Annotated in this window: 9 protein-coding genes; all 9 read left to right on the top strand. The window is 64.3% G+C overall.

The genetic code is table 11. The annotated features are described in order from the left end of the window. Window positions 1-456: 456 nt before the first annotated feature. The 9 genes from FKZ61_RS01025 to FKZ61_RS00985 all read left to right on the top strand — a co-directional run bounded on the left by FKZ61_RS01025 (window position 457) and on the right by FKZ61_RS00985 (window position 12,910). Window positions 457-2,157, top strand: coding sequence for an ABC transporter substrate-binding protein (locus tag FKZ61_RS01025; RefSeq protein ID WP_141608201.1), 1,701 nt, complete (start codon window positions 457-459; stop codon window positions 2,155-2,157). 208 nt (window positions 2,158-2,365) lie between these two features. Beyond that, window positions 2,366-3,667: an ABC transporter permease gene (locus FKZ61_RS01020; protein ID WP_229964082.1), complete on the top strand. Its 1,302-nt coding sequence runs from the start codon at window positions 2,366-2,368 to the stop codon at window positions 3,665-3,667. 208 nt (window positions 3,668-3,875) lie between these two features. Continuing rightward, on the top strand, window positions 3,876-5,138 hold the full coding sequence (locus tag FKZ61_RS01015; protein ID WP_141608200.1) for a class I SAM-dependent methyltransferase: 1,263 nt from the start codon (window positions 3,876-3,878) through the stop codon (window positions 5,136-5,138). 55 nt (window positions 5,139-5,193) lie between these two features. Continuing rightward, window positions 5,194-6,723 (top strand): asparagine synthase B, encoded by a 1,530-nt coding sequence (gene asnB, locus FKZ61_RS01010; protein ID WP_141608199.1) that lies wholly within the window; start codon window positions 5,194-5,196, stop codon window positions 6,721-6,723. A gap of 46 nt (window positions 6,724-6,769) precedes the next feature. Then, a complete protein-coding gene (locus FKZ61_RS01005) occupies window positions 6,770-7,696 on the top strand; it encodes an ABC transporter permease (protein ID WP_141608198.1) in 927 nt (308 codons plus the stop codon). A 21-nt stretch (window positions 7,697-7,717) separates the two neighbouring features. After that, window positions 7,718-9,886 carry a dipeptide ABC transporter ATP-binding protein gene (locus FKZ61_RS01000; RefSeq protein ID WP_141608197.1) on the top strand — a complete coding sequence of 723 codons (2,169 nt, stop codon included), beginning with the start codon at window positions 7,718-7,720 and terminating at the stop codon, window positions 9,884-9,886. 2 nt (window positions 9,887-9,888) lie between these two features. Continuing rightward, window positions 9,889-10,545: a CBS domain-containing protein gene (locus tag FKZ61_RS00995; protein WP_141608196.1), complete on the top strand. Its 657-nt coding sequence runs from the start codon at window positions 9,889-9,891 to the stop codon at window positions 10,543-10,545. A 229-nt stretch (window positions 10,546-10,774) separates the two neighbouring features. Further along, on the top strand, window positions 10,775-11,878 hold the full coding sequence (locus FKZ61_RS00990) for a DNA-methyltransferase (RefSeq protein WP_141608195.1): 1,104 nt from the start codon (window positions 10,775-10,777) through the stop codon (window positions 11,876-11,878). Window positions 11,879-11,920: 42 nt separating this feature from the next. Then, window positions 11,921-12,910: a DMT family transporter gene (locus tag FKZ61_RS00985; RefSeq protein ID WP_141608194.1), complete on the top strand. Its 990-nt coding sequence runs from the start codon at window positions 11,921-11,923 to the stop codon at window positions 12,908-12,910. Window positions 12,911-13,046 lie beyond the last annotated feature (136 nt).

The raw sequence follows: 13,046 nt of genomic DNA, 5'->3' as shown, positions 1-13,046 counted from the left end.
GCCGTACAACACCTCAACAATCATCGCGACGCCTGTCGGAAATCAGTAGTTTGCTCTGGCACCTGGACATGTGGTGACCAGGTAGATCAGGCACGGTCCTGCTCGGGATCCGCTGTTGCCCGCTGGCCCACGGCCAACACTCCTGCGGGCTTTGTCTCTGCCCATGATTCCGTCCACCATGGTAGTGGTGGATTACCCAGATTCCTGTTCCCGGCAGTGTTACAGGTTGCTGTCCCTGGCTGCTCGTCGTGGCCCTGGTTTCTGGCACTCTGTAAAATTTTATTAATATTTCAGTAACAATCCTGTGCCAATATCAGTAGATGCCAGAGCCGTGCGAAGCGTGGGTCGTGCAAAGCGTGTAAAAGCGTGTAAAGAGGTGGGCAACGAAAAACGCGGAAGCAACGCGAGAAGTCAGGTAGTGAGATTGGATTAGTAAACAAGGAGGTTGACAGACAGATGAAGAAACAGCCAAGAATTCATCCCGCGGTTCTGGATGCGGCCAGCGATCTGCAGAAGGGGAAATTCACCCGCCGCGAGTTTTTGCGCTTTGCGACCCTGCTGGGCACTTCGGTCCCCATGGCCTACGCCCTGGCCGCCTGTGGTCCCGATGCCCAGCCCGGCGCTGCGGGCCCGGCTGCGCCGGCGGCCACCGAGGCGGGCCAGGAAGCGGCCGCCGCCACCGGTGCCATCAAACGGGGCGGCACCCTGCGCAAGGCCATGCAGCTACAGCGCCTGGACCACCCGGCCCGCCTCTCCTGGATCGAGGGCGCCAACGTGGTACGCCAGGTCTGCGAGTATCTGACTGAAACCGGCCCGGACAACATCACCCGCCCCTACCTCCTGGAGCGCTGGGAGGCCAACGACGACGTCACCGAGTGGACCCTCTACCTGCGCCAGGGTGTCACCTTCAACAACGGCGACGAGCTCACTGCGGACGATGTGCTCTTTACCTTCAGCCAGTGGCTGGACCCCGAGGTGGGCTCCTCCATGTTGGGGCTGCTGACCTACCTGGACGGCATGGAGAGCGTGGAGAAGGTGGACGACTACACCATCAAGCTGCACTTGAACTCGCCCAACATCGGTGTGCCGGAGCACCTCTTCCACTATCCCGCCGTGATCCTGCACCGCAATTTCGAGGGCGACATTGTCCGACAGCCGGTGGGGACCGGGGCCTTCCTGCTGGAAGAGTATGCCGAAGGCGAACGGGCTGTCCTGCGGCGGCGGGAAGATTACTGGCGCAACGGCGAGGACGGTCAGCCCCTCCCCTACCTGGACGAGATCATCTACGTCTCCATTGACAAGGACGCGGCTGTGGCCGCCCTCCAGAGTGGCCAGGTGGACTCCATGTACCAGCCCCGTCCCAGCGACTGGCAGGCGTTGCGGGATGTGCCGGGGCTCAGCGTCTACGATGCCAGCACTTCCCAGTGTTATCTGGTGCGCATGCGGGTGGACCTGGAGCCCTGGAACGACAATCGGGTGCGCACTGCCCTCAAACTCTGCCAGGATCGGGAGAAGATCCTCCAGCTCTCCTACTACGGCGAGGGAGATCTCTCCATCGACGCCCATGTGGCGCCAGTGCATCCAGCCTACGCGCCCAAGCCCATTCCCGAATATGACCCGGAAACGGCCCGCTCCCTGTTGGAAGAGTACGCCGCCGAGAAGGGCATTGAACTGCCCCTGCGGGTGACCCTGGCCACCAAGAACGACGAAGCCGAGCCAGAGATCGCCCAGGCGTTGAAGGAGCTGGCCGCGCCTGCCGGCTTCGACATCAGCCTGGACATCACCGAACCCAGCGGCTATTGGGATCGCTGGACCGAGGTAGACCTGGGCATTACTGCCTGGACCCACCGGCCCCTGGCCACCATGGTCCTTCCCCTGGCCTACATCGCCGACGAAGAGGGCAACCCGGTCCCCTGGAACGAGACCCGCTGGACCGATGAGGAGTTCACCCAGCTCCTGCGCCAGGCGGAGGCCACCCTGGATGTGGAGGCTCGCCGGGAGATCATGAGCCAGATCGAGGACATCATGCAGGAGCGAGGCCCCATCGGCAACAGCTACTGGAAGAAGGTCTGGAACATTACCCGGTCGGAGTTCAAAAACGTAACCGCTCACCCCACCAGCTACGACCTGCTCTACGAGGTCTGGAAGGACGCTTAAGGCCTCGCCAGCCGTTTGTCTTGCCCTGGATCCGAGGTCGGCTCCGAGCTGGTCAGGCTCATGCAGGGGGGACAGGGCAGATCCTGTCCCCCCTTCTCTATGGATGGCCATGGAAGCGGATGGCTGCGTCTCCTGGGGAGATGCTGGCCGACCACCCCGGATCGAAGGTTCAGGTTGACGAGACTGTTGGGGTGCTGAAGGAGTAAACATGACACGGTTCATTTTACGGAGCGTGCTGTCGACCATCGTCACCATGTTGTTGGTTTCGATCGTCCTGTTCATGCTCCTGGAAGTGGGCAGCGGTGACATCACCGTCAAGATCCTGGGCGTCTTCGCCACGCCGGAGCAGCGGGCCTCCTACCGCCTGCAGTTGGGCCTGGATCAGCCGGCCTGGCTGCGCTATCTGGACTGGTTGATCGGCAACGACTGGCGCGCCGAGCGGCTGGTGGGCCATGATCTGGTGGCCGTGCCCAACCCCCAGAGCGGCGAGAAGGAGTGGTGGGCCCGGGTGGACGGGGAACTGCTGCGCTGGCGCATGCAGGAGGGCGAGCTGGTGGAGCTGGTGCGCCAGCCGGATGGCTCCAGCGTCCAGCGTCCTGCGCCCGAAGAACGCTGGCAGACCGATGAAGAGGGGCGCCAGATCTTCTGGGGCGTGGACACCAACAACAACGCGGTCAAGTGGGTACGCGGGGAAGGGGCCGTGGTCTACATCCTCACCAAGGCCGGCATGCGCCGGGAAGGGGATGGCCCCCAGCGCTACATCCCCCTGCGCAAGGGGTTGCTGCGGGGCGACCCGGGCATCTCCTTGCAGACGGGGCGACCGGTGGCCGTCACCCTGGGACCCCGGGTGCGGAACACCCTGGTGTTGGCCGGCGTGGCCTTCGTGGTGATCATGCCCCTGGCCCTCTTTTTGGGGATCCTGGCCGGCATCAACGAAGGGAAGCCCCTGGACCGCGTCATCTCCATCGTCAGCCTGGGCGCCACGGCCACCCCAGAGTTCGTCAGCGGCATCTTCCTGATCCTGATCTTCGGCGTGTGGCTGAAAGTCTTGCCCGCGGTGGCCATCTTCCTCAGCCCGGACGCCGTTTTCGAAGATCCCAAGTTGCTGATCCTGCCGGTGCTCACCCTCACGGCCGTGGAGCTGGGCTACGTGATCCGCATGACCCGGGCCAGCATGGTGGAGGTGATGGACTCCCCCTACATCCGGACGGCCATCATCAAAGGGCTGCCCTACTGGCGGGTGGTCCTGCGCCATGCCGTGCGCAACGCGTTGATGGCCCCCATCACGGTCATCATGCTCCACGTCAACTGGCTGGTAGGGGGCCTGGTGGTGGTGGAAGTGATCTTCGGGTACCCGGGGCTGGGCAAGTACATCTACGACGCGGCCATCTTTGGCGATTTCAACGCCGTGGAAGCGGCCGCCATGTTGACCGTGGCCATCGCCGTCGCCACCCGGCTGATAGGCGACCTGGCGTATACCTTCTTGAACCCTCGCATTCGCTACTCGTAGTAAATTCCGGCAGAAGTTCGCCGATGGTTTCCACCAGAGGGAGTGCGCCCAGAGGGCACCCGGAATTTCTGCCGGGATATTGACGCCAGACTGTACCCGGTCTTCTATCGGGACTGGTTCCAGCTGGTGCGGGTGGCGGGATGGGCCCAGGTGGGTGGTCACAGCGAGGCAATGGGTGGAGATAAGACAAAGGGAGAAATTGCAAACGATGTTGGCCGAATCGGGTCTCTGCTATCAACATGCCGTGCAGCGGGGAGACTACAATCGCTACGTCGGCAATTTATTCGGCAAGTACGACAACGTCCGTCTATATTGGGAAGATCAGTTGACGCGCAAGATGTTGCGGCCCCACCTGGCGGAGCTGGTGCAACAGCGCCGCAGCCAGGGCCGCCGCATCCGCATTGTGGATCTGGGCTGTGGCGCGGGTCAGGGCTACGACCTGTTGACCCGCATCAGCCAGAACGAGCAGGATCTGAGCCTGGCCCACCACCGGGTTCTGGAAGAGCAGGATATCGAGTGCTACCTGGGGCTGGACATCAACCCGGCCATGGTAGAAAAGGGGAGCGAGCTCTACGCGGATGTGCCCCACGTCCACTTTCGCCAGGCAGACCTGCGGGAAGGGCTGCCCATCGAGCAGGTGGGAGAGGAGCCGTATGACCTGTACTTTTCCTCTTACGCCTCCCTGTCCCACCTGGATCGCCCCCATCTGCAGCGGCTGCTGGCGGAGATCGCCCGCCACGGGCGGCCCGGCAGCCTGGTGGTCATGGACCTGTTGGGCCGCAATTCTGTGGAGTGGCCCTGCTATTGGGCTGCCCGCAGCGACGCAGAAAAGTTCCAGAATTACACCATGAACTACCTGGCGGATCCCCAGGCCGATGGCGATGAGGGCGCGGTGGTGGAGCATTTCCCCATGCGCTACTGGAACGGCCAGGAGGTGCGGGCGTTGGGCGAGGAGGTGACCCGCCGGACGGGGCGTGGGCTTCAGGTGGTGGGGCTCTTCGATCGCTCCATCCTGGTGGGGCGCCATGTGGACACCCGCCAGTACAACCCCCGCCTGAAACCCCTGCGCCGGGCCGTCAACCGGCTCCACGAGGACTGCATGCGCACCGATCTGGAGGAGCTGATCATCCCGGACGGAAGCTGGCCGACCCATCCTGAGCCGGCGGTGGACGCTTTCCTCAACGAGCTGGCCAGGAGCTGGAATGCCCTGGTGCGCTTCTGCCAGCAGCGCCTCCAGACCCGCCTCTCCCTGGGCGAGCTGGAAGGCTGGGATGAATTCTCGGCCCCGCTCCAGCTGGCCCTGGTGACCATGGACCGGGTCATCAGCAGCGCGGAAGGGCTCTGGCACAGCGATCCCCGGGCCAATATCATCGAGCCCCAGTTGGGCTTCGCCCTGCGCAGCCTGGAATTCGGCCTGCAGAAGGGCATGGGCTGCGGTCACGGGTTGGTGGCCATTCTGAGGTTGACCTGATCAAGGTAGTATAGACTGTCGGCATGACTCAAACAGTCAGGGAGCGCGATTTTTTATGTGTGGCATTGCAGGCATGTGGGGAGACGTGGACGAAACGCTCCTCCAGGCCATGTTGAGCAAGATCGCCCACCGGGGGCCGGATGGCCAGGGAATCGCCCTGGAGTCGAGCCAGGGCGCCCTGGCCCACTGTCGGCTGGCCATTATGGACCCCGCCGGTGGGGATCAGCCCATTTACAACGAAGATCGATCCCGGGTCCTGGTGGCCAACGGCGAGATCTACAACTTTCCTGCCCTGCGGACGGCCCTGTCCAACCGGCATCGCTTCCGCAGCCGCAGCGACAGCGAGGCCATCGTCCACCTGTGGGAAGACGAACGGTCTGACGCGGTGCGGGCACTGGACGGAATGTTCGCCTTCGTGGCCATGGATGACCGGTCCCTCTTCCTGGCCCGGGATCCCATCGGCATCAAGCCCCTGTACTGGGGCATCCATCAGCCAGGGGCGGGCCGGGAGATCCTCTGCTTCGCTTCGGAGGTGAAGTCCCTGGCCAACTGGGTGGACGAAGTGGCGGAAGTGCCGCCGGGCACCTACTACGACTCCGAGACTGGATGGGGCGAATATTATCAGATCCCGGAACCCTCTCCCCTGGAGGACCTCTCTCCAGAGGAGCACGCAGGGCGGCTGCGCGCGGCCCTGGAGCGGGCGGTGACCAAGCGCCTCATGAGCGACGTCCCCGTGGGCGCGTTCCTTTCCGGCGGGTTGGACAGCAGCATCATCGCCGCCCTGGCCCGGCAGCAGGTGGAGGAACTTCACACCTTCTCCGTGGGCATCGAGGGTTCCCCGGATATCGAGGCGGCCCGGCGGGTGGCTCGCCATATCGGCTCCATCCACCACGAATACCTCTACACCGGGGAGGAAGTGCTGGCGCACCTGCCCGCCATCCTCTACCACCTGGAATCTTTCGACCAGGACCTGGTGCGGAGCGCCATCCCCTGCTACTTCTGTGCCCGCCTGGCCTCCGACTATGTCAAGGTGATCCTGACTGGGGAAGGGGCAGATGAACTCTTCGCCGGCTATCGCTACTACAAAGAGATCCAGGATCCAGACCTGTTGCAGGAAGAACTGCGCCGCTCCGTCTCTTCCCTGCACAACATCAACCTGCAGCGGGTAGACCGCATGACCATGTGTCACGGCATCGAAGGCCGGGTACCCTTCCTGGACACGGACCTGATCGCGCTGGCCCAGACCATTCCGCCCCAGCTCAAGCTGAAGACGCTGGCGGATGGCCGCCAGGTGGAGAAGTGGATTTTGCGCCTGGCCTGCCAGGACCTGCTGCCGGACGACATCGTCTGGCGGGACAAGGAGCAGTTCGACGAGGGCAGCGGCACGGTGGATCTGCTCGCCGACCTGCTGCAGCCCCTGCTGGCGGGGCTGGACGTGCCCGCCTATCGAGCCGCCCACGCCGACCTGCCCCTGCGCTCCGCGGAAGAGTGTCTCTATCACAAGTTGCTGGCCGAGGCCTTCCCTCGACCTGAGCCGGTTATGCGGACCGTCGCCCACTGGACGGCGGACCGGCTGGCCGGATAAGGAGGTACGGCGGCTGGCATGTTGAAGTCATCTGGAGTGTAAGCCCATGGCCGTTGCACAACCGGCCGCCGGCAGGATGGCCCGTCCATCCCGCCTGCGGCGTCTTTGGGACAACCTGTCCATCGTCTTCGAATCCCGGGTAGCCACCGTTGGCCTGTCCATCGTGATGTTCTGGCTGCTGGTTGGGGTGGTCTCCCTGTTTTGGACCCCCTACCCGCCCAACGCCACCGAATTCCAGCAGAACCTGCCGCCCAATTCGGTGAACTGGCTGGGCACGGACCACCTGGGGCGGGACATCCTCTCCCGCCTCATGCAGGGGACCCAGGTCATTCTGCTGAAGACCCGTCTGCCGGGTGACACCGACCTGGTCCTGCCGGGTGGGGTCGCCATCTGGGGCGTGTTGGGTTCGCTGGTGGTGGGCTCCATCCTGGGCCTGAACGCGGGCTACCGGGGAGGCTGGTGGGATCAGGGCATCATGCAGGTGTTGGACGCCCTGATCGCCTTCCCCCGCATCGTCCTCTACCTGGTGGCCATCGCCGCCCTGGGCCAGGGCGACCTGGTGGTCATCCTGGCCATCACCGTCACCGGCGCGCCGGGCGTGGCCCGCCTGGTGCGCAGCCTGACCCTGGACATCAAGACCCGGGACTACATTCGCGCTGCCGAAACCCGGGGTGAAAGTCCCTGGTACATCATGTTCCGGGAGATCCTGCCCAACGCGCGGGGGCCCCTGCTGGTGGATGCCATGTTGCGGGTGGGCTATGCCATCTTCGCCATCGGGACCCTGGGCTTCCTGGGGATCGGCCTCCCACCGCCCGACCCGGACTGGGGGAACATGGTCAACGAAGCCCGGCGCAACATCTTTGTAAACCAGTGGGGGGTGATCTGGCCGTCGGTGGCCATCGCCAGCCTGGTGATCGGCCTCAACCTGTTTGCCGACGGCCTGCGGGAAGAGTTGAGCCGCTATCAAAAATAGCATCAAAACGAAGGAGAAGAGATGGCAAATGAACTCGTCAGGCGCGAGAAAAGAGATTCCAAAGCACGTGGGGGCACATCGGCGCCCGTCCTGAAAGTGGAAGATCTGGCCGTGGCCTACAAAGTGCGCCGCGGCGAGGTGGAAGCGGTGCAAAACGTTTCCTTTGAAATTTACCGGGGCGAGTCCTACGGCATTGTCGGCGAGTCCGGCTGTGGCAAGAGCACCGTGGCCTGGTCCATCGTCAACTTCCTGGGCGCCAACGGCTACGTCAAGCGGGGCAGCATCAAGTTCATGGGCCAGGACCTGGTGGGCAAGAGCGGCGAAGAGCTGCGTCGCCTCCGGGGCGACCAGATCGCCATGGTCTACCAGGATCCCATGCAGGCCCTGAACCCGTCCATGCGCATCGGCGACCAGATGACGGAAGTGCTGACCGTCCACCGGAACATGGGCAAAGAGGAGGCCGAGGAGCGCTGCATCCAGATGTTGAAGCGGGTCTATATGCCCGACCCGGAAAACGTGATGCGCCGCTACCCCCACCAGATTTCCGGCGGCCAGCAGCAGCGGGTGGTCATCGGCATGGCCTTGCTCAACAACCCGGCCCTGCTGATCATGGACGAGCCCACCACCGCGCTGGACGTGACGGTGGAGGCGGCTGTGCTGGACCTGATCGCCGAATTGCGCCGGGAATTCGACACGGCCATCATGTACATCACCCACAATTTGGGCGTGGTGGCCCGGGTCTGTGACCGGGTGGGCGTCATGTACGCCGGCGAGATGGTGGAGCGGGCCACGGTGGAAGATCTCTTCGAGGATCCCCAACATCCCTACACCCAGGGGCTGCTCCGCTGTGTACCCAAGCTGGGCACCACCAAGGCCAGCAGCGTCCTCTACCCCATTCCGGGTCGGGTGCCCGCGCCCAACAATCGGCCGGCGGGGTGTGTCTTCGCCCCCCGCTGCGACTACGTCCGGGAGCGCTGTTGGGAAGAGCGGCCCTTGCTGCGGGAGCTGCCCGGTGGCACCTGGGTCCGCTGCCATTTTGCCGAAGAGATCGACCCCAGCACCTGGACACCCCCCGAAGAGATGGAGCTGCCCGCCCTCCGATCCAATGGCGAACCCGGCGAGCCCATCCTGGAAGTGGAAAATTTGAAAAAATATTACCCCGTTCAAGGCCAGTCCTTGAAGGAGATCTTGGGTTTTGGCGAGAAAAAGTATGTGAAAGCCGTGGAAGACGCCACCTTCAACGTGCGGCGAGGCAGCACCCTGGGCATCGTGGGCGAGTCCGGCTGTGGCAAGAGCACCCTGGTGAAGACCCTCATCGGCCTGGAGGAGGCCACCTCGGGCCGGGCGGAGTTCCTGGGCTTCGACCTGACCCAGGATCTGTCCAAACGGGATGAGGCCCTGATCAAAGAGCTCCAGATGGTCTTCCAAAACCCCGACTCCACCATGAACCCGGCCTATACTGTGGGCCAGCAGATCGCCCGGCCCATGCAGCGTTTCAAGACGGTGCCCAAGGAGCAGATCCGGGAGGAGGTGATCCGGCTGCTGAAAGCCATGCGCCTGGACGAATCCTACTACGACCGCCTGCCCCGGCAGCTCAGCGGCGGGGAGAAGCAGCGGGTGGGCATCGCCCGGGCCCTGGCCAGCCGGCCGGACCTGGTCCTGTGCGACGAGCCGGTGAGCGCGCTGGACGTTTCAGTCCAGGCGGCCATTCTCAACCTGCTCCTCAACGTCCAGCAGGAGTATGGCACCACCCTCATCTTCATCGCCCACGACCTGAGCGTGGTCCGCTTCTTCTCGGATTACGTGGCGGTGATGTACCTGGGCCAGGTGATGGAGATCGGCCCGGCCGAGGCCATCTACGCGCCGCCCTACCATCCCTACACGGAAGCGTTGCTCTCGGCGGTGCCCATTCCGGATCCCAAGGCCAAGCAGAAGCACATCCGCCTGGAAGGGTCGGTGCCCAGCGCCATGAACCCGCCTTCCGGCTGCCGCTTCCACACCCGTTGTCCCCGCCGCCACCTCCTGCCGGATGGCGGGAAAATCTGCGAGACGGAGATTCCGCCGTGGCGGGAAACCGAGGACGGCCACCGGATCTTCTGCCACATTCCGCTGGAGACCCTGAGCACGTTTGAACCTGTCATCGAGCCGGCGGCAACAGACAGGCCGGCCCTGGCCACCGAAGGACAATAGCCATGCTTGTGAAAGACTGTATGACCCGGCACCCGGTGATGGTGTCGCCCACCACCTCGGCGGCGGAGGCCCAGCGCATCATGGCCGAGAACCAGATTCGGCATTTGCCTGTGGTGGGCGATGGGAAGCGCTTTTTGGGCCTGATCACCCGGCAGCGCCTGGCACTGAAAACCGACGCCATCGGCAGCCTGAACATCTGGGAGATCAGCCGCTACCTGAGCGACCTCAAGGTGCGCCAGGTGATGCTCAAAGCGCCACAGGTGTACACGGTGACGCCCGACGTCAGCGTGGAGCGGGCCGCGGCCATCATGAGCGAGCACAAGATCGGCTGTCTGCCTGTGCTGGAGGACGACGTGGTGGTGGGCATCGCCACCCAGATGGACATCCTCCGCAGTTTCCAGGAGATGCTGGGGCTGCCCCACGAGGGGGTGCGGGTCACCGTGCGCTTCCCCGACCAGCCGGGCCAGTTCATCAAGCTGATGAACGTCCTGGCCGAGCACCGCTGGGGGGTGATGGGCATTGGCACCTTTCCCAGCCGCCGTCGTCCCGGCTTTTATGACGCGGTGCTCAAAATTCCCCATGTCACACCCCAGGAAGTGGAAACCGCCTTCCGTGCCATCCCGGAGCATGAGATCGTGGACATCCGCACCGAGGTATGAGCGGGGGATAGGCAGGCCGGCCAGGGGCTCACGCCCCGTCCATCCCCAGTTTACATTCTCCCCTTCTACCGCTATACTTACCCCAGTTGAGCGGGATCGACCCATCCCGCTCAACTGTTCCATTTGCGCCACCGGATCGTCCGGGTTTGCAGGCATTTTCTGGCTGGCGATGCCCCATGGGCGCGCCGGTGTCAGTTTCCTTTCCCGCAGAAGGGCATAGAACACCTCCATGGACGATACAAGCCGGGCCCAGCCCAATGGGACGCCCGAACGCCCCCTTACCGATGCGGGCGACCCTCGGGGGAGGCCCGACCAAGGGGATGATCGGCAACGCCCCGCAGGGAAACGTCGGACGACCACCTCCTCCTTTGGCACCGGCCGGCGTGAATCCCACGACGCGACCCCTTTTTACAGCCGCAACCTGCACCGCGGTCCAGCCGCGCCCGGACGAATCCTTCTCCAGGCGCTGATGGCTGCATCCTCCGGCGTGCCCCCGGGAGGCGGCCCCGATGGCTCGGCCCAGGCCTGTCCTGCTGCAAGCGAGCTCCCCCTGGATGGCTCCCCCTGGGTGGATCGCATCTACTGCCACTCGGCCGAGGACATGAGCGTTATCCCAGACGGGGAGGTGGGCCTGGCCTTCACATCGCCGCCCTACAACGTGGGCAAGGAGTACGACGACGATTTGCACCTGGCCGCTTACCTGGATCTCATCCAGGCCGTGGGTCAGGAGGTCTACCGGGTATTGCGGCCGGGGGGGCGCTACGTCATCAACATTGCCAACCTGGGGCGCAAGCCCTACATTCCGCTCCACATGTTCTTCTACGAGCTCCACATGCGCATTGGCTTCCTGCCCATGGGCGAGATCATCTGGCGCAAGGCCCGGGGGGCCAGCGGAAGCTGCGCCTGGGGAAGCTGGATGAGTGCCAAGGCGCCGCGGCTGCGAGACGTCCACGAGTATCTGCTGGTCTTCGCCAAGGGCGATTATAGCCGGCCGGATAAAGGCATTTCGGACATCAGCCGGGATGAATTCCTGGAAAGCACCCTCTCGGTCTGGGAGATCCTGCCAGAGTCGGCGAAACGGGTGGGCCATCCGGCGCCCTTTCCTGTGGAACTGGCTGAACGGGTGATCCGTCTGTACTCCTATGTGGGCGACGTGGTGCTGGATCCTTTCATGGGGTCGGGCACCACCTGTGTCGCGGCCCTGCGCACCGGCCGCCACTACGTGGGGTTCGACGTGGAGCCGGACTACTGCGCCCTGGCCGAAGCGCGGCTGGCCGAGGCGTCCCGCCAGGGGGATCCTGGAGCGTCTTCGACAACGGACCCGCGGCAATAGGTCCAAAATTTTTCATCGATTGCATCTGGAAAGAGGTTGACTATGCCGACTGTCGTCGCCGACAAGCCGGCGTCGATGGTGGCGCCGCCGGCCGTGGGGAGGGCAACGCCTGGACAAAGCCCCATCTCCCAGCAAGCCCGCAACCGTGGCTGGGTCTTGGCCCTCTTCGCCACCCTCTGTTTCAGCGTGGCGGCGCCGGTGGCCCGGGCGGCCATCCTGGCGGGTTTTGACGCCACCTCCCTGCTGGCTGCGCGCATGGTGCTGGCCACTTTTCTCCTGGCGGCCGCCATTGCCGCGGTCAATCCCGCCCGGTTGAAGATCGACGGGCCGGGCCTGCGCATGGCCTTCCTGGTGGGGCTCCTCAACGGCGTGGGGATGCTCTGCTTCTTTTGGGCGCTCAATTTTGTGGAAGCATCCCTCATCTCCATGATCATTTCCCTGAGCCCCCTGTTCGTGCTCAGCCTCCTGGCCCTGCGCGGGGAGCGGGTCACCTACCGCCATGGCGTGCGGCTGGTGCTGGCCCTGAGCGGCGTTTACCTGCTCATCGGTCCCAGCGGCCATATCCATTGGACTGGCTTTGGCCTGGCTTTCTTTGCCGTCATGCTCTTTTCCCTCCAGATGGCCCTGATCCAGTGGTATCTGCCGGCCTACGACTCCCGCACCGTCGTCTTCTACGTCACCGGCTCCATGACCCTGGTGGTGCTGGCCGGCTGGTGGCTCATGGGAGCCCATTGGGCCGCGCCGGGATGGGGCGGATGGCTGGCGGTGGCGGTGCTGGCAGTGGTCAGCACCTTCCTCTCCCGGCTGGCCTACTTTGCGGCCGTGGCCATCCTGGGCAGCGGCCAGTTGGCGCTCTTGGGCCCCCTGGAGACGCTACTGACCATCGTGTGGTCCACCCTGTTTCTCCACGAACAGTTGACCTGGCTCCAGATGGTGGGGGGCCTCCTTATCCTGCTGAGCGCGGCCCTGGCCATCCAGCGGCTGGGCCGGGCCCGGCAACGCCCCCGCTGGCGCCTCCGCCCCCGGCCATAGGGCGCTGGGCAGATCCGCGGACGATGGGACAAGAGGTTTGAGCTTCAGCCTCGAAGTAGTACAATGGCTGTAGCAGTATCTTGTTTTGGGGAGCCACGGGCGGACTGTGGATGCCCGGCGCTGGGTGAGGCCGAGC

Source organism: Litorilinea aerophila (genome assembly GCF_006569185.2).
In the GTDB taxonomy this organism is placed as follows: Bacteria; Chloroflexota; Anaerolineae; order Caldilineales; family Caldilineaceae; genus Litorilinea; species Litorilinea aerophila.
The sequence above is the reverse complement of the archived record's forward strand: the minus strand, read 5'-3'. Positions and strand labels throughout refer to the sequence as shown.

What these genes read in the sequence shown, in the direction of transcription:
- FKZ61_RS01025 (WP_141608201.1), top strand. Translation starts at nt 457, where the DNA reads ATGAAGAAACAGCCAAGAATTCATCCCGCGGTTCTGGATGCGGCCAGC.
- FKZ61_RS01020 (WP_229964082.1), top strand. Translation starts at nt 2,366, where the DNA reads ATGACACGGTTCATTTTACGGAGCGTGCTGTCGACCATCGTCACCATG.
- FKZ61_RS01015 (WP_141608200.1), top strand. Translation starts at nt 3,876, where the DNA reads ATGTTGGCCGAATCGGGTCTCTGCTATCAACATGCCGTGCAGCGGGGA.
- asnB (WP_141608199.1), top strand. Translation starts at nt 5,194, where the DNA reads ATGTGTGGCATTGCAGGCATGTGGGGAGACGTGGACGAAACGCTCCTC.
- FKZ61_RS01005 (WP_141608198.1), top strand. Translation starts at nt 6,770, where the DNA reads ATGGCCGTTGCACAACCGGCCGCCGGCAGGATGGCCCGTCCATCCCGC.
- FKZ61_RS01000 (WP_141608197.1), top strand. Translation starts at nt 7,718, where the DNA reads ATGGCAAATGAACTCGTCAGGCGCGAGAAAAGAGATTCCAAAGCACGT.
- FKZ61_RS00995 (WP_141608196.1), top strand. Translation starts at nt 9,889, where the DNA reads ATGCTTGTGAAAGACTGTATGACCCGGCACCCGGTGATGGTGTCGCCC.
- FKZ61_RS00990 (WP_141608195.1), top strand. Translation starts at nt 10,775, where the DNA reads ATGGACGATACAAGCCGGGCCCAGCCCAATGGGACGCCCGAACGCCCC.
- FKZ61_RS00985 (WP_141608194.1), top strand. Translation starts at nt 11,921, where the DNA reads ATGCCGACTGTCGTCGCCGACAAGCCGGCGTCGATGGTGGCGCCGCCG.